Origin of the sequence: Microcystis sp. MC19, from assembly GCF_003019735.1 — a bacterium.
Taxonomy (GTDB): Bacteria; Cyanobacteriota; Cyanobacteriia; order Cyanobacteriales; family Microcystaceae; genus Microcystis.
Genome location: NZ_CP020664.1, coordinates 397,943 through 416,828 on the forward strand (window position 1 = coordinate 397,943; position 18,886 = coordinate 416,828).

Sequence of the window (18,886 nt, forward strand, 5' to 3'; positions counted from 1 at the left end):
TAAATCGCCTAAAATCTGTAAATAGACCATTTAATTGATTATTATTCATTCTTAATTCTCCTGACTACTGACTACTGGCTACTGACTCCTAACCCTAACAACAATTTTTGATTTTTACAAGAGGTCTAATATAGCACCAGAGAAAATCCCTGATGATCTCAAATCATTCTATCTTATCTGCGCTCACGGGGAACAGTGACTGAGGTTAGGCCTCGCCTTATCTATCTGAGAATCTCCTGGCTGCAGTTCGATCGAAAGTCCTTCCTGGGCGAGAATAGTTTCAGGGAAAATCTTTCTTGCCTCTTCCCCAATGCGATCGAGAAGATCGTCATCATGGGTGGGATCGTGATGAAATAGAACTAACTGCTTAACTTGGGCTGCTTGAGCGATTTTGACTGCCTGCTGCCAAGTAGAATGGCCCCAACCCACCTTGGGAGAATTAGTATCTGTGTATTCCTCATCGGTGTAGGTAGCATCAATAATCATCACATCCGCTTGCTGGACCAAAGCCACAATGTTATCATCAAGGCGATCGGGAAAATGTTCGGTATCGGTAATATATGCTGCCGATAAACCCCGCCAATTTACCCGATAACCCACCGCTTCCCCGGGATGATTTAAAGGACAGGTTTCGACGCTGAAATCCCCACAGTGGATGGTTTCGCCCATTTCTAGATCATAAAATTCTAAATCAGCCCGCATAACCCGCAAAGGCACGGGAAAATTAGGGTGTGACATCTGATCGTCTAATCTTTGCTTGATGGTTGCCCCGTTGGGGGAGGGAACCCCATAGATTTTAAAAGTATTGCCCCGGATAAAAGCGGGGATAAAAAAAGGAAAACCCTGAATATGATCCCAATGGGAGTGGCTGAAAAATAAATGGGCTTTCATTGGACTTTCTGCCATCAAAGACTGTCCTAGGGGTCGTAACCCCGTACCACCGTCAAAGATTAATCTTTCTCTACCGACCCGCATCTCCACACAGGAGGTATTACCACCATAACGAACGGTTTCCGAACCGGGACAGGGAATACTTCCCCGTACTCCCCAAAATTTGATCTGGAAGCGGTTGTCAGGCATATCAGCGGTTTCTCTACTTCTCCTAGTCTGCTAATAGTTAGATTAGCACTCTCCGACAATTAAGGCTGTCACCTGATGACAAACAGGATAATTTATGATATGGGGAAAGGATTATAGTTTTTGGGAAAGCAAGGCATGGATTTACAGAAATTCTTAGAAAAACTGCCTCAACAGTATCAGGATTGGGGATCGCCTCTAATGTCGCCTATTTCCGAGCAATTAACCATTTTAAGTCAAAAAAACGCCTCCTATCCCGATCGCAATCTCTTTCCCCTGCTCAATCTCGCCGTTGCCTGTCTGCAACCGGATGAGGTTTACTGTCAAGTGGGTTGTTTTCGTTGCGGTAGTTTAGTCGCCGCTTTCTGCAATAATAGCGATCGCTACGGTTATGGCGTGGAAGCTTTTTTTAAATACGACTTGCTGAATAATGGTAAAACCCTTTGAAAATAAGGCTTTTGACCTGTTAAAATCTGATGTTAGTGCAAGAAAATAGGATTGGGACATTCAAAAACCTTGCATTATTCTCCTCATAGTACATAAACTGGTACAAAAAAAGAGGGCAACAAAGCCTGAAACGACCGACTCCTGACTCCTGACTCCTAACCCCACCAACAAACTTTTTGCCGCAAACCCTAAATACGATCCATCGAGAGAAAAGCTAACTATATTATCTGAGGATTTGGAGGATTTTCAACTATCAGAACAGATATTTTTAAGCGATCAAGAAACGGAAAACTTTTTCGATGATCTGGAAGAACTAAACAGTGAAGAAAAGCTGGGAGTTTATTACTACGATGCCTCCGAAGACTATCTATCGCTCTTGATCTCCCTACTTTTAGCCCAAAAATTCTGGTCTGATTCCGCTTTAATTATCATCAATAAATGTCAGCATCCTGCTCTCCAACAGTCCATAAAAGATTTTATTAAAACTCATCCCCAAGCCCAGATAATTTTAGATGATCAAGTCGCTAATCACGGTTTGCTTGGTTTGAAAAATATTTGTTTATTAGCTTGGAATGCTCCCCCAGGGATAACAGCTCTAAAATCCCCGAAAAAACTGGTTTTAAATGTGGGTTGTGGTCCCTATAATCCCTAAGCCTTACCCCAACTATTCCGCGATGGCAATTGGCAAGAAATTCGCCTCGATATCAATATCAATACTGCTGTTAACCGGCTCTTCTAGGTTCTGTGTGATAAGTTTAATTGACATAGGATCGATCGATCTTTGTGTCCTTTGTGCCTTTGTGGTTCGTTCCACCCCCTCGCTCTTGAGAAATGTATCTTAGAATACATTTTACCCACCAAAGCTGGGAGAGCCGTTAACCCAGATATTTTAGGAACGATTACCGATTTAAGTGCCGTTCCCGATAACTGCGTCGATGGGGTTTTTTCTAGTCATAATCTAGAACATATTTATCATTACGAAGTTCCCATCGCACTGGAGGAATTTAAACGCATTCTTAAACCCGAAGGCTTTTTAATGATCGTAGTTCCCGATATGCAAACTGCCGCCGAATTTGTCGCTAGAGGCGATATGGAAAATGAACCTTTATATATTTCTCCCGGAGGTCCCATGCGGGCTTTATGGATGTTTTACGGCATGGGAACAGAAGTTCCCGGAATGCCCTATATGGCTCACAAAACTGGTTTTACTTCTCAAAATCTCAACCAGAAATTACAAGAAGCAAATTTTGCCAGAGTTGAGGTAATTCGGACGGAATTTGAGTTAGTTGCTTTTGGGTATAAGTGAGGAAAGATTAGCAAAAATTGCTCGCACTTGTGGGGCGATTCTTTCCCTTTGATTGATTAAATAAATACTAACGAGGGTTAAAGATACCCCCACCCATTGCAATACACTTAACATCTCACCGAGGAATAAATTCCCGAAACTGAGGGCAAAAACCGGAGTTAAAAAAGTTAAAGAACTTAAACTGGTTAAATTGCCCTTGGCGGCTAAATAAAAGAATATTCCATAGGCGATCGCACTACCAAAAATAGTGGCATAACTTAAAGCTAACCAACCATTTAAATCTATATGCTGCCATTGATGGGATTCTCTCAAACCTGAAGCTAAAAATAGCGGCAATCCTCCTAAAATCATGTGCCATCCCGTGGCGCTGACGGGATCCGCATGACGACAGACAAACCGGATTAAGACTGTTCCCACCGCCATGGATAGGGAAGCCAAAAGCATCAGCATTTCGCCGCTATTTAGTAATTCCTGCCAGCTAAAGTCAATATTTACCGCTTTTTGTCCAAAAAAGTCATAAAACCATTGATCGGGCAAGCCAATTAAACTAATTCCCCCAATTCCTAAACCCAATCCCAACCATCCCCAGACACCGATAACTTCTTTAAATAGCCAACTGGACATTAAAGCCACCGCTAGGGGTTGGGAGTCAATAATTACCGATCCTAACCCCGCCCCAGTGCGATTTAATCCCAATGCCAGAAAACCTTGAAAAAGAGTGGCATCCATGAGAGCAAAAAGGGCAATCCATAGCCACGCTTGCAGGGTTTTGGGCTGAGGACGACCTAAAAACCAAGCTACCATTAAAACTAACATTCCGGCGGGGACAAGACGAATTGCCGCCATAAATAGGGGGGTAGTATGGGGGATAACACCCTTCATCGCTACCATCGCTGTTCCCCAGAGAAAAAACGGTGAGATAAGTAAGAGGGGCGAGGATTTCTTTAAATCTAGGTTTTCCATAGGTAGCGATCTATTGTTGTGGATAACAAATTTCCCTAATTGTATAGTAGAAACTGGGGATCATCCCTTAATTCTCTTGACTTTCTCCTAACTGATTTTCCTCTAAAGCTGTTATTGGTTTTTCTTCGCTCGATCCGATCCAGATCGCAATCATCCCAGCGATAGGAATGGAGAGAAAAACCCCTAATAATCCCGCAATTCTTTCGCCGATAAAGAGAGATAAAAATAAAATTACTGGGTTTAATTCTAGGGCATTGCCCATAACTTTAGGGCGAATAATATTATCTTGAATTTGTACCAAGACTACACAGACAATAAAAGCTTTAACGGCCACTGCTAGTCCCTGGGAGGTAAAAGTCAAGATAGTTACCAACAAAATGCCCAGGGTTGCCCCGATACCTGGAATAGCATCGATGACACCGAGAATACCCGCTAAAATTAGCCCATATTTGATTCCTGATAGGGAAAAACTCAAGAAACTCGTCACCGATAAAAAGAGCATTAACAACAGTTGCCCGCGAATAAATCCCAGAAAACTTTGCCGAAAAGACTTGGCAAAACGCTCCCGGTATGCTGAGGGGAGAAGTTGCAAAAAACCTCGCCAAAGTTTATCACCATCGATGAGCATATAAACACTGATCACCGCCCCGAAAACGCCGGTAAAGACACTGGAAAAAACTCCCTGTACGATCGATAAACCCGTGGCTAAACCCGTTTGTAAGCTTCCCACCATTTTATTTAAATCTAATCGATCAAGAAAGTCTTGAAAGGGTAAAAAATCTTTTTGACTCAGGGCATCGGTAAGATTAAATAGTAGTCCTCTCCCCTGATTAACCGCCTCTAATCCTATGCCTGTGACTAATCCAAATAGGAGGATAAAAGCTGCTAGGGTGGTAATAGCAATGGCTAGTCCTCTCGGTAGATAACGGGATAACCAAACCACAGGATAATTTAATAGGGCGGCCAGAATCGCTGAACCAGTAAAAATAGCGATCATCCCGTAGAAATAGTTAATTAAGATAATCAGACTCCAGCCACAGCCAAATAATAATAGATAGCGTACTAGAATCGAGTTATTCAGAGTTTTCCACAAGGAGCTAGAAGGGGGCATAAATAAAGCCAGAAATAGGATTTTAGCATTTAGAATTGTTTTAACAAAGCTTCCCGCATGACCGAGACGGGGACGGGTTGACCTAACCAGATTTCTAGCGCAATCGCTCCCTGATTAACTAACATTTCTAACCCATCAATAATTCTTATCCCTCTAGTCCGGGCGAACCGGAGAAATTTGGTCGGTCGGGGATTATAAATTAAATCGTAGGCGATCGCCGATGGCGGTAAAAGGTCTAATAATTCTAACTCTACTGGGGATTGTTCGCCCTGGGGGGACATTCCGATCGGGGTAGAATTAATCAGGAGTTCTGTGGTGGATAGCATCGCTTCTAATTCGTCCCAGCTATGCACTTCTAGGAGGTCATAGAGGCTTGTATTCGCCCAACTTTCTTTAAAAGGATCTAATTTCTTTTGATTGCGTCCTACCACATGAATTTTGCCGCAGCCCAACTGGGCGCAAGCCACCACTACCGCCCGGGCAGCGCCGCCATTGCCCAAAATAACTGGATTCACCCGACTCCAATCTTTGTCAAGGGATTTCAAGGGAGCGAGAAAGCCATCCACATCGGTATTCGTTCCCTGCCAGCCGGTTTCCGTGCGCCAGACGGTATTAACTGCGCCTACTAGCCTTGCTTTCTCCGTAATTTGCGATAATAAGGGAATAATTGCTAATTTATGGGGAATCGTGACGCTAAAACCCTGTAGATCGATGGCGGACAAACCAGCGATCGCAGTTGCTAAATTTTCCGGGGCGATCGGTAGGGGAAGATAGACATAATTTAGCCCCAAGGCATCGATAGCGGCATTGTGCATGAGGGGAGAAAGAGTATGGCCGATAGGATCGCCGATTACGCCTAATAACTTGGTTTTTCCGTTAATAATGGTCATAAAAAAAGGTGGGCTTTCCCCACCAAAGTTTGATATCAAGGGTGGCCAATGCTCACCTTACTATACTAGGGTTTGCTGAAAAAGTTTTTCGGTGGTGGCAGGGTGTAGGGTGTGGGGTGTAGGGTTTTACCGATTTTGAGGGGGTCAATTACCTAATTTTCAGGGAAAAAGTCCAGGGATTTTTCCCCCGATCACTCCCAGATCCATTACTTTTTGATGGACAAAAGGTCTAAAAGTCTTACCCAACAAGGTTTTTAGATTTATTCAGCAAACCCTATACTATTTCTTGATTTCGCGGGCCATTTTCAGGAAAGGATTGATATTGTCATCGTTAGCGCGACGAACGTTATCATTAGCAGCGTTAGCCTTACTATTAGCCTCGGAAGTCGCCGATTTTGCCACAATACCGTTATCGGTGACTTTGCTGACTTCCATAGAAGAAATCTGTTTAATCGATTCGCCACCCTTCTTATTCGAGGCAGTTTTCGGGAAAGTACGTCGGATCGTGATCGGTGTCCGCATGAAGTCGATATTACCGAGAGTTTTAGCGTCATCGGGTTCCAAGTAAAAAGCCTCTTTCGGTTCCGGTGCGCTCATATCCATCGGTTCATCGACGTATTTCGTCTTATTGCCAAACAGGCCAAAGAATCCAGCCATTTTTTCGCTCTCCTAAATAAATATATTTACCATAAATTGCTGCTGATTGTTAAATCATATCAATATTTATGACAAAAAGCTAGGTAGCCATCTATCAGTGATCAGTTATCAGTTATCAGTTATCAGATGGGAGTTTTCAGTTCACTGATTACTGTTTACTGTTTACTGATCACTGATAAAACTTCCCCACACCCCAATCAACGCTGTTCTAACCTACGACTGGCTAGGGACATAGAATAACAGAAAATCCAGTAAATAAAGGCCAAAAATAGATAAACCTCTGGATAATCGCCGATAAATTTCGGATTAGCTAAAACCGATCCTGCCATACCCAAGAGGTCCACCAATCCCACGATCGCCAGTAGAGAAGTATCCTTAAATAAACTGATAAATTGACCAACAATAGCGGGAATGACCGCTTTTAAAGCTTGGGGTAGAACGATCAATAATAAAACGAAAATCGGTTTTAAACCCAAGGCTTTGGCCGCTTCAAATTGACCTTTGGGAATCGCTTGTAAACCACCCCGGACATTTTCGGCCAGATAGGCTGCTGCAAAAAGGGTAAATCCAGCGATCGCTCTGATCACCCGTTCTGGTCTCGTCCCGGCGGGTAAAATTAAGGGTAACATCACCTGAGCCATGAATAAAATTCCCAACAAAGGTAAACCGCGCAATAATTCGATATAGCCAATAGATAGCCAACGAATTGCCGGTAATTCACTCTGTCTCCCCAGGGCTAATAATACCCCCAAGGGGAAAGATAAAATCATACTGGCGATCGCTACTAATAAAGTTAAGATTAAACCACTGAGATCATCGAGGGGAATGGCCTTTAAAAATAATCCTCCCAATAGTAACCAAGCAATTAAAGGTAAAGTCAATAACCAGAGCAATCCCCACCAGCGTTGGAGAAAAGCGGGGCAATTGGGGAAGCGACCCCGGGTTAATTGCCAAGAAAACAGCGATAAAGCCGCAATTATCGTTAAAATCAGCCAAATACGCCATATTGACTGATCGGGATAACGACCGACCACAAATAAACCGAGATTTTCCGTGACTACAGCCCATTTTGCCTGAGTTATCGCCCAATCGAGAAAACTGAAACCACTCCAGAGGCTGAGAAATAGACCCGCAAGGGTTAAGATGACGTTGTACCAAGTGTTAAAGAGATTTTTTCTTAACCAGAGTCCCATAAAATTCCCTAACCTCCACAGTGGTGATCATTGTACTTTTTCAGTACAATGGTGCTATCAAAAAAATTTAGACTAATTTTCGACCATGAACAGTTGCATTTTAATGGCTAAAATTGTCCGTCGTCCCGAATTACGTTATACCCAAGATAATCAAACTCCCTATGCTCAAATGTTAGTCGAGTTTTCTGCCAATCGTGCCGAGGCAACCCCGACTAATTTAAGGGCCGTAGCTTGGGGAAATTTGGCCTCAGAAGTCGCTCAGAACTATAATGAAGGTGATCAGGTAATTTTAGAAGGTCGTCTGTCGATGCAGACGATCGATCGTCCCGAAGGTTTTAAGGAAAAACGGGCCGAATTAGTCATTAGTCATCTCTATCATCTTGACGGCAGCATGAGTAGCGGGGAAATGGCAGCCCCGACTCCGGAAAAAGTCGTGCCAATCAATACCTACAAATCGAATAAAACTGAGGTGGAAAAACCCGTCGCACCTGTCTCCACCGGGGATTTTGAATACGACGCATCCTATGAACTTTCTAATCCTTCCCCTTGGCAACCTAGCGACACACCAGTGGAGGAAAATTTAGACGATATTCCTTTCTAACTACCCCGACAGAATTAATTACAGATATTTTTCCCTTCCCTGTTCTGGTTTTCCCTCTTCCCAGAGTGTGAATTTAATTTTGTCATTCCTGAAATGGCACTGGTTCATACCATTTTTCTAAAGTAATGGCAGAGATGGTTAATTACCCTCAACCCCACCCCCCCCACATCGGGGTGGCAAGGGAGGGAGAGGGGAATAGGATACCTGCCACGAATAAAGAAAAATGCTATGAGAGAGAGGTGAAATTATCAATAATCCAAAGAGGGATTTTCCCGCTTCGACTCTCAAGGAGGTGCTATTGATCAATAGTCTTTGAGCAGTAGGGCCGCTTACCCCTTCTTTCCGCAAGAATCTAGAAATACTTCAGAAAAAAAATTGATAAAAAAGCAATCATTTAGCGGGTTCGGCTTCGATCTGTCAGAATACAAGTATTGAAACAAACCTTTTAAGAGGCTTCATGGTGGAAGTTAAAGTCGTTCCCCCGAAACGCAATTGGGTTCAGACGTGGTGGCAATCTCTGAATTCCTTATCTCGCTTACTGGTGATTGCTCTAGCTGCACCACTTATCGTCCTGAATGCCTGGGCATTATCGGCAATTTTTGGCTATTTTGAATCTTTATTTGTTATTTTACTGATAGCGGCCGTTCTATCTTTTCTCTTGGGTTATCCGGTGACTTGGTTGGAACGTCAGGGATTAAAACGGGGTTTAGCGGCGATCGTGGTTTCCCTGATCACGATTTTAATTTTTGTGGCCGTGGGAATAACCCTAGTTCCCCTAGTCTTCACCCAAGCGCAGCAATTCGTCAACAGATTGCCAGAATGGTTAGACTCGGGACAGCGCCAACTGATGCAACTAGATACCAAAATCGACACGATGAATCTACCGATTCCCATCAGTTTCGATGGTGTTATCGCTCAGTTTAACAGTCGTTTAGGGGCAGAATTACAAATTCTCGCGGGAAGAAGCGTTAATTTAGCCCTTAATCTCACCGTTTTTACCGTGGTGCGAGTGCTTGATGTGCTGCTAACCATTATCCTCACCTTTTATCTACTTCTCCACAGTCCCGATATCTGGAGGAGTATTATCCAATGGTTGCCCAAACCCGTCCAACAACCCTTTTCCCTAACCCTACGCTTAAGTTTTCAGAATTACTTTGTCGGACAGGTAATTTGTGCCACCTGCATGGCCCTGGGATTAGTCACGGCATTTTTATCGATTAAAGTCCCTTTTGGTCTCCTATTCGGCCTCTTGATTGGCACCATCGCTTTAATCCCTTTTGGGGGAACCGTCGGCATTGTCACGGTGACAGCTTTACTAGCTTTGCGCGATATTGGTTTAGCTCTGCAAGTTTTAGCCGTGGCGGTAGTGGTGCAGCAAATTGTCGAAAACGGCATTGCTCCCCGGATTTTGGGCAGTGTCACCGGGTTGAATCCCTTTTGGGTGTTGGTCTCGGTCTTGACAGGGGCGCGAGTGGGCGGTTTACTGGGGGTGATTGTCGCGGTTCCCATGGCGGTAATGATCAAGGAAGCTTTGGAGGTTATCCGTCAAGTGACACCGGAGGAGACAAAACACGGGATAATTAAACCCTCTCTCCCCCTAGAATCGGAATCCTCTAACGAGGTGGTTTCTCGCTGAAGAATGACTGACGGCATTATCTGGGGCGATCTGAGCAGTAATCTTGGCCGGGAGTAATCGGCAATTTTCTCCCAGGTTCTTGGTTTTTCTCCCTCGATCGAGTTATGATGTGAATATTGGTAGATTAATTCCGCTCTCGAGGACAAGTCAAGGACTGAGGATGCCTTGCCAGTCTTTGAGGCCCGACCTGTTGGGATATTAGCTAACCAATTATCTCTAAACTCGGATAATTTTAAGAAAAGGTGATTGTCTATCCCGATAAATCAGCAAAAAATCGATATTTTGGTTAAATAGGCTACATTAACAGGCAGCCTTCTATCGTAAGCTCGAAGTTAAGACATAAAGTCAATATCACCCTCCGATTGCAATGAGAAAATGTTTGAATCGCTTAATATTTGGGCTTTTCAGACATTTTTTTTGTGGATTGAGCTAGTAAACAAGCTGATTTCGGGATCAGACAAGGAGGCAATGCTTGCACCCACAGTGCCACAGGGACGAACACCAACAGACCATGATCTGGAGAGATCGTCAAGAAAAGTATCAGAGTGAACTCTTGGAAAAAAATGAGTAAAATATAATTAGTAGGGAGAGTATTGCTGTTAATGTTTCGCTTGCTCACGAGACGTTAACCAAGCCCAAAGGCAAAAAATAGCAGTAATTTGCTAAAAGCTAAAAGCCGATAGCTGACTGCTCTATATATCTCTCGTATTCTTTACTTGTCGAGTTCAACACGACCCCTTTATGGAATCCAGCAACCCGTCAGGGAAGACTTCCGAACCTCCTAGTCATAGGTGGGCCAACTTACTCGGAACCATGATCGCAATTCTGACCCTAACGTTACCCTTGTTAGCGATTGGATATAACTCCACGCCTAACTATACCGAAGAACCCCTTACCGGTAACACATCCTACTCCCTAACGAGGCAAATGAGGTGACAGAATTGAGATAGACGATTGCCAAGGTAAAATTTTTTTTCTTCGTCCCGATCCCCCTTATGGGTAAAATTTGGATCGGAGTTAATTAAAGTGTGTTTTAACTTTGCTTGCGCTTTTAGGTGACTCTAAAGGCGCTATTGTCTTGTATTTGGAGAAAGCTTGTGGATTTATCGCGCATTCCTGCCCAACCGAAACCCGGTTTAATTAACGTTTTAGTGGAAATTACCGCCGGTAGTAAGAATAAATACGAGTTTGATAAGGATTTAAACGCCTTTGCTCTCGATCGCGTTCTCTATTCTTCGGTACAATATCCCTGTGATTATGGTTTTGTTCCCAATACCCTCGCCGATGACGGCGATCCTTTAGATGGTATGGTGATCATGGATCAGCCTACTTTCCCCGGCTGTGTGATTACGGCGCGTCCCATTGGTATGTTAGAAATGATCGATGGTGGTGATCGCGATGAAAAAATTCTCTGTGTTCCCGCTAAAGATCCCCGTTATGCAGAGGTAAAATCTCTCAAAGATGTCTCTCCCCATCGGTTGGAGGAAATCGCCGAGTTTTTCAAAACCTATAAGAATCTAGAGAAAAAAGTCACAGAAATTCTCGGTTGGAAAGATGTGGACGCAGTAACCGCTTTAGTTGAACAGTGTATTGCTGCTTATAAGTAAGGTTTGCGGCAAAAAGTTTGTTGGTGGGGTTAGTTATCAGTTATCAGTTATCAGTTATCAGTTATCAGATGTGAGTTTTCAGTTCACTGATTACTGTTTACTGTTTACTGATCACTGAAAAAAGCTTCTCCCCACACCCCACACCCCACACCCCACACCCCAATTTATGAGAATAGAAACCTTAAAATCGGGTTTAATCGTCTCCTGTCAAGCGCCAGTGGAGTCATCTCTGCACGATCCTGTAATTATTGCCGCCATGGCTCATGCTTGTGTGGATAGGGGTGCTTGTGGGGTAAGAATTGATAGTCCCGCTCATCTGAAAGCCACCCGTCAACAATTGCCGGATATACCGATAATTGGACTCTGGAAACGCAATTATCCTGATTGTTCGGTATATATTACGCCCAAATATCAAGATGCTCTCGCCATTGCCGATGCGGGGGCCGATATAATTGCCTTGGATGCTACCCCCAGAAAGCGTCCTAATCATGAAAATTTAGCCACAATTATCGATCGTATTCATCGGGAAACTGGTAAATTAGTCATGGCAGATATAGACTCGATCGAAAGTGCTATTTATGCCGTGGCAGCCGGTGCTGATATTGTCGGTACAACTCTTTACGGTTACACAGAAGCGACTAAACATCTGCCACCGCCGAGTTTTTCTTTCCTAGAGGAATTAGTTAATAAGTTGTCAGTTCCTGTTATCTGTGAAGGAGGAATATCGACTCCAAAAGAAGCAAAAAAAGCCCTAGAAGTGGGTGCCTATTCGGTAGTTGTCGGCACGGCAATTACTGGGATTGATTTAAAAACTACCGCTTTTTTACAAGGAATTTTATCAAAAGATTAATGGGAGGGAAAAAAAACAAAAAGTTTAGCCGCACCTCCTAAAATACCGACAACCAAAGCGATTAAAATCCCCCGGTTTGTCAATTCCCGATAGGCAATCCCTGCGGTCAATCCGTTAATTTTTTCGTTACTACAATGGATAAACCCGTTAACTTTTCTTAACGTACCCCTGTTGATGGTAATATTTCTTAATAGACAGGGATGGATCATATTTGCTAAAAAGGAGATCAAGTCAAAAAAAAGAACCCTTGGCAACCTCTCAAAATTACCCGATGATATTATCAAAATTAGCCACAGCAAGAGGATTTAATGGCGAGACTTGTAGTCCTAGTTTAGGACAATGATTAGACTTAGAGAAAGCCTTAGATTTATGAAAGGTTTCCCCGATTTGTACCCAGTAAGAGGACATCAGAAATTCTCTTAATCCCTCCTAAAGCAGAGGTTATCACCTTTTGTCAAAGGGGAAGTCCAGTCATAAAATCATCGAATTCTAACTGCGCCACCGTAAAATTTGTGCTTTAATGGGGTTGACAAAATCCCGTTTTTCTGCTTGAGATTTTTCGTATTCCTGCTTGAGGCGATAATACCATTTGGCCTGGGTATCGGCATCATCAATTAACATCAAAGCTGGATGATAACTAAGTCCCTCCTGTTGTTTAATCACCACATCGCGATCCTGTTTGAGGAATTGTAGGGTTAAATAACGCAAAAGAGGGGTTAAAAATGCCAACCAAGGAATCGTATAGTATAAACTTTGATGGACTTCGCAGTGATTTTCATCGATGGGAGTAATTGCCGTAAAAGCACAGGCCAAATGGCGATCACCTCGTAGTATTTCTGTACGCACCGAGGGCAATTCAAAAACAATTTCAATCGATACTTTATTACCCAAAATTTTATAGGGTTTCGCACTTACAGGCATATCATAGGGAGCAAGACGAAAACCGAGGGGAACAGGTTCGTATTGTTTTTCCTTGACCCGAAATTGGCGCGGACCGCTGCGCCACCACCAAGAAGTATGAACGTAGGGACCGTGGGCCGGATCCATCAATCCCACCACTGCATGGTCAATATTGCAATCAAAAGTGATAGTTTCGGCTACTTTGGGGGTAAGTTTGCCAAAAGCGCTAATAGTCGGCACAGGAGGCAGATTTTCTTGATTAATTTCTCTTTTTGAGTCTGCCGGAATAAACACCCAGATATGACCTTGTATTTCACGACAGGGATAACTGGTGACACAAATTCTGCTAATATCAAGGCGATCGTGTTCAGTTAATGAGGGGATCTCAGAACAAACGCCATCGCTAGTGTTAAATTTCCAGCCATGATAGCAACAGTACACCCCATCTCCCTCAATCCAGCCATGGTGCAGCGGAATGCCACGATGGGGGCAAATATCCCGCAATGCGAACACTTCTCCATCCTCTCTCCTACCGACAACAATCGGTTCACCTAGCATTTTTTTGGCCATTAGCTGACCGGGTTTAAGTTTATTTGCCGGTGTGGCCACATACCAAAAGTCGCGCAGTAAGCTAGTCATAGGGTTTCTCTGGAGAGCTTCGATCGTTCATCCTATCATTAGAAATCAAGATTATACCTTATGGACGTAACTGGATTCGAACCAGTGACCCCATCGATGTCAACGATGTACTCTAACCAACTGAGCTATACGTCCGCACGAATTGCTATCATAACACGATTGCTTCTAATTAGGCAAGCCCCTAGGCAGTAAATTGATAGCCAATTAACTTATAAATTAACTTGGCAGTGGTAAATTCCGAGACCACCGAATCACTAATCGGGGCCAATTCCATCACATCGCAGCCAATCACTTGATGGGTTTGGAAAAGACGACGGAGAAAGCCTAGGGTTTGATGCCAACTTAACCCCCCCGGTTCCGGGGTTCCCACCCCCGGAATTAAAGCCGGATCGATGCCATCCACGTCTATGGTTAAAAATACCTTCTCGGTGGTAATTTTGGCGATCGCTTTTTCGATCCAATCCAGATCCTTGGCGATATCTCGATCCCAAATCACAGGAATCTGCTGTTTAGCGATTAATTCCGCTTCTTCCCGACAAATAGCCCGAATTCCCACGGGTAAGGTCGGTAAACCCATTTCTAACACCCGACGCATCACACAGGCGTGGTTATGGTGGGAGCCTTCGTACTCAAAACGCATATCGCCATGGGCATCAATTTGAACCACCGTAAAAGGTTCCGATAAAGCTTGTCGGTAAGCTTGTACTACTCCCGTAGTGATAGCGTGTTCACCCCCGACGGCGACGACAAACTTATCATCGGCAATTAGACGAGAAACTGTAGCTGTGGTGACGGCTAACATCTCCTCGGCGGACAATTGCGGTTGCTGACGGGTATCGGCGATCGCATCATGGGTATAGATGCCCACTTCTAAACAGGTTTCCCGCTTAAGTTCCTCGTCATAGGCTTCCAATTGTTGGGAAGCAGTAATCACCGCCGCTGGTCCAGTTTCACAACCCTTGCGATAGGTGGTGGTGGCCTCGTAGGGAATCGGCAGGATTACGGCCTTAGCTGTGGCGTAAGTGGCGATCGCTTCACTACCTAAAAATTGTTCGCTACCGGTGGCGCAAGACAATAACATGGGCAAGTCACAGAAAATTTTAGTCCAATCTTCTATTATAAATATTTTGACTATTTTTGTCTATCTCAACTGACCCCAGACATATCTACTACAATAGCAAAAAACTCTTATCCATCAATGGATACATCCCTCGATTTCTCGCTCAAGATTGGTTTGCTGCGGGCGATAATCTGGAAATATTAGCAAAAATAAATTCAGAACGATTTTGCGCCGTTTCAGCGATCACTAAAATTGTTAAGAATTGTACAACCCTCTTGTTATAAGGCTTTTTATGTCATGAAACCTTAAAATGAGAATTGCTGTGGAAATATAGCCATCAGTTAGGCTGCTTCATACTGCTGTAACAAAAAACAATTATCCCCCGATAGCGATCGCTAAAGGTCGAATAATTATAAATTTTTGTCAAGGGGTGCGGTCAGATATAGGAGTCATCGCTAGAATGAGCCTAGTTGTCAGGAATTTAGTTAAACAAGGTTTTTGGCAAGATGCTAATCTGGCTAACAATATATAGTCATTTCAAATAAGCATGATACAAGTAAAAAATAGGGTAAAATAAGGAAAAACAAGCAACCCATACAGAAAAATGTCCTATAGCCTAGACTTGAGAAAAAAAGTAATTGATTATGTAGAGAATGGAGGAAGCATAACCAAAGCCGCCGCCATATTTAATATAGGAAGAGCCACAATATATAGATGGCTAAGTAGCGAAAAACTGGAAGCAACAAAGGTAAAACATCGTCAGAGAAAGCTGGACTGGAAAGCACTGTCAAAAGATGTCCAAGAAAATCCAGATGCAAGATTAAGAGACAGAGCCGAGAAGTTTGGAGTGAGACCAAGTGCCATTTGCTATGCCTTAAAAAAAATGAAAGTTACCAGAAAAAAGAAGGAACTTCGTTATAGAGAAAGAAACCGAGAAGAAAGAATAAAATACTACAGAGTGCTGAGAGAATTGATTAAAATATATGGAAGTGAAAGCCTTGTATTTATTGATGAGTCAGGGTTTGAAGAATTTCAAGACTGTTTTTATGCTTGGTCAAAAAAAGGGAAGAAAGTCTTTGGAGATAGACAAGGAAAACGAGGAAAAAGAGAGAACCTTGTCGCTGGGAGAAGAAAGGGAAAAAAAGACTTTATTGCACCGATGATATTTACGAGAAGCCTGAATGCCGAAGGTTTTGAAGTGCGATCGCCGATCTTGTAGGGTGCGTTCCCTAATGCAACTTCCACCGCTCCACAGATCGATTTTTGGGGAACGCACCATGCACATTGATTGAAGTTGTAAGTCTAGGCGTTGCAGAATCAAGGTATGAATGCCAACTGTGCATCGTATCCAAAAGTTAGTTTGGGTCTAGCGGCAAGATGTAGGCAGAGTAGTCAAGTGAAGTGTCCCATGCCTGAGCCTCACCTTGTATAGAGCCGACAAATGACTTTAGGATACAATGACTGTAAAAGCTAGTAGCCAGTTGGATATATTTGTTATGGCATTAATATCCCGTGTTGTTCACAGTGATCCCGACATTCTAGGGGGAACCCCTGTTTTTGTAGGAACTCGTGTGCCGATGAGAACCCTACTTGATTATCTTGAGGCTGGTGATTCATTAGAGGTATTTCTAGACCATTTTCCCAGTGTCAGTCGAGAACAGGCGATCTCAGCCCTTGAATTAGCAAAGGAAATGTTGACAGCCTATGCGAATCCTGCTTGATGAATGCGCCCCACGCCCGTTAAAGCGTGAGCTTGCCGATTACGAGGTATGCACAGTTGTTGAGATGGGATGGTCAGGGAAAAAGAACGGTGAGTTGCTGAGGCTGATGATTCAGGAGGGTTTCACGATTCTCCTCACTACAGATCAAAATTTGCGTTATCAGCAAAATTTACAGCAAACTGGAGTGGCAGTTATTGTTCTTGTAGCAACCAGCAACAAACTTTCTGACTTACTTCCCCTAATGCCAGATGCCTGTAGCGTATTAGATAAAGTCTCTCCAGGAGAAGTGATTGAAGTTGGAGGCTCCTGAAAGTTGTGTTGGCGAAAGCAGCATAACTCCGCATCCCTAGCGATATCTCGATCCCAAATCACGGGAATCTGCTGTTTAGCGATTAATTCCGCTTCTTCCCGACAAATAGCCCGAATTCCCACGGGTAAGGTCGGTAAACCCATTTCTAACACCCGACGCATCACACAGGCGTGGTTATGGTGGGAGCCTTCGTACTCAAAACGCATATCGCCATGGGCATCAATTTGAACCACCGTAAAAGGTTCCGATAAAGCTTGTCGGTAAGCTTGTACTACTCCCGTAGTGATAGCGTGTTCACCCCCGACGGCGACGACAAACTTATCATCGGCAATTAGACGAGAAACTGTAGCTGTGGTGACGGCTAACATCTCCTCGGCGGACAATTGCGGTTGCTGACGGGTATCGGCGATCGCATCATGGGTATAGATGCCCACTTCTAAACAGGTTTCCCGCTTAAGTTCCTCGTCATAGGCTTCCAATTGTTGGGAAGCAGTAATCACCGCCGCCGGTCCAGTTTCACAACCCTTGCGATAGGTGGTGGTGGCCTCGTAGGGAATCGGCAGGATTACGGCCTTAGCTGTGGCGTAAGTGGCGATCGCTTCACTCCCTAAAAACTGTTCGCTACCGGTGGCGCAAGACAATAACATGGGCAAATCACAGAAAATTTTAGTCCAATCCTCCATTATAAATATTTTGACTATTTTTGTCTATCTCAACTGACCCCAAACATATCTACTACAATAGCCAAAACCCCTTATCTATCAATAGATACATCCCTTAACTTTTCTTGGTGTACCCATGTTTATGGTAATATTTCTCAATGGACAGGGAGCGAGCATATTTGCTGAAACCGAGTTAGATTTATGGGGGGTTTCCTTGATTTCTACTGGGTAAGAGGGTATCAGAAATTCTCTTAATTCCTTCCAAGGCACAGGTTATGACCTTTTGTCAAGAACGTCGGTTAAATTGCAGCAATTCTCATTTTAAGGTTTCATGACATTAAAACCCTTGCACCTAGAGGGGTTAATAATTCTTAACGAATCTCTAGATCGCTCAAACAACGCAAAATCGTTTCAAAATGAGAATTGCTGGTTAAATTGCTTTTTTATATAACTCATTCCCCCTTAATTGAATAAGTTGAGTGGGATTTTTATAGATTAATTTTCGGCTTCATTTTCTAAAATTTCCTGTAATTGTGAACGCAATGGAGTTAGATTATTTTCAATCGTCCGCCAAGCAATTGCCAATTCTACCCGAAAATATTCATGAAAAATGACATTTTGCATATCTCCCATTAAACGCCAAGGAATTTGAGAATAACGCAATTGTACCTCACTAGGAATATTTCTAGATGCCTCACCAATAATTCCTAAATTATAAAGAACTGCTTTAAGAGTCACTCGATTTGAGCTAAAATCTTCAAAGGTCATATTAGTCGTCCATTCCAAGATTTCATCAATGGATTCAATAATATCTTGAAGACGAAGTTGCCAATCTCTAAAAGGCATTAATCACATCCTTTAATACAGGTTGTCGTAAATGTTCTTTTAAAGAATCTTGAGTACCTAAATCAACAGAACATCCTAATATATCTTCTAAGTAAAGTCGTACCTCGATAAACTCAAATAACCCTACCGCTTTACTAAATTCTACCAATAAATCTACATCACTGTCAAAACGTGCTTCATCCCTTGCTACTGAACCAAATAGAGACAGAGATTTTACCCCTAGTTTTTCTAATTGTTCTCGGTGTTTTGCGAGAATTGTTAGTACCTCATCTCGTTTCATGGCTATTTCCTGAAATCTGATTCCTTCATTGTAACCTTAATGGTTGTCTCGTTGATATTGGCTCTCATGATGAAGTTTATTAAAATAGAAATTATTATTGAACTTAGAAATGCTCTGCCAGTGCCAAATA

Annotated in this window: 18 protein-coding genes, 1 tRNA gene and 5 pseudogenes; 10 read left to right on the forward strand and 14 right to left on the reverse strand. The window is 43.1% G+C overall.

Features of this window, described 5'->3' with window-relative positions:
- Window positions 1–183: 183 nt before the first annotated feature.
- Window positions 184–1,080: an MBL fold metallo-hydrolase gene (locus tag B5D77_RS02025; protein ID WP_008201251.1), complete on the reverse strand. Its 897-nt coding sequence runs from the start codon at window positions 1,078–1,080 to the stop codon at window positions 184–186.
- Between the two features lie 135 nt (window positions 1,081–1,215).
- On the opposite strand from B5D77_RS02025, the gene B5D77_RS02030 reads away from it, so the two are divergent.
- From B5D77_RS02030 to B5D77_RS02040, 3 genes and pseudogenes are all read left to right on the forward strand, one after another.
- Window positions 1,216–1,524, forward strand: a complete 309-nt coding sequence (locus tag B5D77_RS02030) for a hypothetical protein (RefSeq protein WP_008201249.1) — start codon at window positions 1,216–1,218, stop codon at window positions 1,522–1,524.
- A gap of 190 nt (window positions 1,525–1,714) precedes the next feature.
- Window positions 1,715–2,173, forward strand: a pseudogene (locus tag B5D77_RS02035) (methyltransferase type 11); the annotation flags it as partial.
- Between the two features lie 219 nt (window positions 2,174–2,392).
- A pseudogene (locus B5D77_RS02040) lies at window positions 2,393–2,830 on the forward strand (methyltransferase domain-containing protein); the annotation flags it as partial.
- On the opposite strand, the gene B5D77_RS02045 reads toward B5D77_RS02040, so the two are convergent.
- The 5 genes from B5D77_RS02045 to B5D77_RS02065 all read right to left on the reverse strand — a co-directional run bounded on the left by B5D77_RS02045 (window position 2,807) and on the right by B5D77_RS02065 (window position 7,644).
- Window positions 2,807–3,793, reverse strand: a complete 987-nt coding sequence (locus B5D77_RS02045) for a DMT family transporter (RefSeq protein WP_008201243.1) — start codon at window positions 3,791–3,793, stop codon at window positions 2,807–2,809. The pseudogene B5D77_RS02040 and the gene B5D77_RS02045 overlap by 24 nt on opposite strands.
- 67 nt (window positions 3,794–3,860) lie before the next feature.
- Complete coding sequence (locus tag B5D77_RS02050; RefSeq protein ID WP_106908182.1) at window positions 3,861–4,904, reverse strand: AI-2E family transporter; 1,044 nt, start codon at window positions 4,902–4,904, stop codon at window positions 3,861–3,863.
- Window positions 4,905–4,933: 29 nt separating this feature from the next.
- The gene (locus B5D77_RS02055; protein ID WP_106908183.1) at window positions 4,934–5,794 is read right to left on the reverse strand and encodes a shikimate dehydrogenase; all 861 of its coding nucleotides are present in this window, start codon (window positions 5,792–5,794) and stop codon (window positions 4,934–4,936) included.
- Between the two features lie 279 nt (window positions 5,795–6,073).
- Window positions 6,074–6,451, reverse strand: a complete 378-nt coding sequence (locus B5D77_RS02060; RefSeq protein ID WP_002754350.1) for a hypothetical protein — start codon at window positions 6,449–6,451, stop codon at window positions 6,074–6,076.
- A gap of 197 nt (window positions 6,452–6,648) precedes the next feature.
- On the reverse strand, window positions 6,649–7,644 hold the full coding sequence (locus tag B5D77_RS02065) for an amino acid ABC transporter permease (protein ID WP_106908184.1): 996 nt from the start codon (window positions 7,642–7,644) through the stop codon (window positions 6,649–6,651).
- A gap of 85 nt (window positions 7,645–7,729) precedes the next feature.
- Here B5D77_RS02065 and B5D77_RS02070 point away from each other — a divergent pair, with 85 nt between their 5' ends.
- The 4 genes from B5D77_RS02070 to B5D77_RS02090 all read left to right on the forward strand — a co-directional run bounded on the left by B5D77_RS02070 (window position 7,730) and on the right by B5D77_RS02090 (window position 12,338).
- Window positions 7,730–8,245, forward strand: a complete 516-nt coding sequence (locus tag B5D77_RS02070) for a single-stranded DNA-binding protein (protein ID WP_008201180.1) — start codon at window positions 7,730–7,732, stop codon at window positions 8,243–8,245.
- A 457-nt stretch (window positions 8,246–8,702) separates the two neighbouring features.
- Window positions 8,703–9,881: an AI-2E family transporter gene (locus B5D77_RS02075; RefSeq protein WP_008201177.1), complete on the forward strand. Its 1,179-nt coding sequence runs from the start codon at window positions 8,703–8,705 to the stop codon at window positions 9,879–9,881.
- 1,097 nt (window positions 9,882–10,978) lie between these two features.
- Entirely contained in the window at window positions 10,979–11,488 is a 510-nt protein-coding gene (locus B5D77_RS02085; protein ID WP_002760578.1) for an inorganic diphosphatase, read from the forward strand.
- 166 nt (window positions 11,489–11,654) lie between these two features.
- On the forward strand, window positions 11,655–12,338 hold the full coding sequence (locus B5D77_RS02090; RefSeq protein ID WP_106908185.1) for an N-acetylmannosamine-6-phosphate 2-epimerase: 684 nt from the start codon (window positions 11,655–11,657) through the stop codon (window positions 12,336–12,338).
- Here the strand turns inward: B5D77_RS02090 and B5D77_RS02095 are convergent.
- The 5 genes and pseudogenes from B5D77_RS02095 to speB (B5D77_RS02110) form a co-directional block, all read right to left on the reverse strand.
- Window positions 12,335–12,469 (reverse strand): annotated as a pseudogene (locus B5D77_RS02095) (DUF4164 domain-containing protein); the annotation flags it as partial. The gene B5D77_RS02090 and the pseudogene B5D77_RS02095 sit on opposite strands and share 4 nt — an antisense overlap.
- Before the next feature lie 133 nt (window positions 12,470–12,602).
- Window positions 12,603–12,746 carry a hypothetical protein gene (locus tag B5D77_RS25635; protein WP_008204374.1) on the reverse strand — a complete coding sequence of 48 codons (144 nt, stop codon included), beginning with the start codon at window positions 12,744–12,746 and terminating at the stop codon, window positions 12,603–12,605.
- 81 nt (window positions 12,747–12,827) lie between these two features.
- Window positions 12,828–13,877, reverse strand: coding sequence for an aromatic ring-hydroxylating dioxygenase subunit alpha (locus B5D77_RS02100; RefSeq protein WP_002780451.1), 1,050 nt, complete (start codon window positions 13,875–13,877; stop codon window positions 12,828–12,830).
- A 61-nt stretch (window positions 13,878–13,938) separates the two neighbouring features.
- A tRNA-Val gene (locus tag B5D77_RS02105) sits at window positions 13,939–14,012 on the reverse strand.
- A gap of 46 nt (window positions 14,013–14,058) precedes the next feature.
- Window positions 14,059–14,958: an agmatinase gene (speB, locus tag B5D77_RS02110; protein WP_106908186.1), complete on the reverse strand. Its 900-nt coding sequence runs from the start codon at window positions 14,956–14,958 to the stop codon at window positions 14,059–14,061.
- A gap of 583 nt (window positions 14,959–15,541) precedes the next feature.
- On the opposite strand from speB (B5D77_RS02110), the pseudogene B5D77_RS02115 reads away from it, so the two are divergent.
- The 3 genes and pseudogenes from B5D77_RS02115 to B5D77_RS02125 all read left to right on the forward strand — a co-directional run.
- A pseudogene (locus tag B5D77_RS02115) lies at window positions 15,542–16,135 on the forward strand (IS630 transposase-related protein); the annotation flags it as partial.
- 259 nt (window positions 16,136–16,394) lie between these two features.
- Window positions 16,395–16,658 carry a DUF433 domain-containing protein gene (locus B5D77_RS02120; protein ID WP_002799510.1) on the forward strand — a complete coding sequence of 88 codons (264 nt, stop codon included), beginning with the start codon at window positions 16,395–16,397 and terminating at the stop codon, window positions 16,656–16,658.
- Complete coding sequence (locus B5D77_RS02125) at window positions 16,642–16,968, forward strand: DUF5615 family PIN-like protein (protein WP_084990056.1); 327 nt, start codon at window positions 16,642–16,644, stop codon at window positions 16,966–16,968. Before B5D77_RS02120 ends, B5D77_RS02125 begins: the two co-directional genes overlap by 17 nt.
- A gap of 32 nt (window positions 16,969–17,000) precedes the next feature.
- On the opposite strand, the pseudogene speB (B5D77_RS02130) reads toward B5D77_RS02125, so the two are convergent.
- The 3 genes and pseudogenes from speB (B5D77_RS02130) to B5D77_RS02140 all read right to left on the reverse strand — a co-directional run.
- Window positions 17,001–17,615: pseudogene (gene speB / locus B5D77_RS02130) on the reverse strand (agmatinase); the annotation flags it as partial.
- Between the two features lie 510 nt (window positions 17,616–18,125).
- A complete protein-coding gene (locus tag B5D77_RS02135) occupies window positions 18,126–18,476 on the reverse strand; it encodes a DUF86 domain-containing protein (protein WP_106908187.1) in 351 nt (116 codons plus the stop codon).
- The gene (locus tag B5D77_RS02140; RefSeq protein WP_002757283.1) at window positions 18,466–18,756 is read right to left on the reverse strand and encodes a nucleotidyltransferase family protein; all 291 of its coding nucleotides are present in this window, start codon (window positions 18,754–18,756) and stop codon (window positions 18,466–18,468) included. Before B5D77_RS02140 ends, B5D77_RS02135 begins: the two co-directional genes overlap by 11 nt.
- Between the last annotated feature and the right edge of the window lie 130 nt (window positions 18,757–18,886).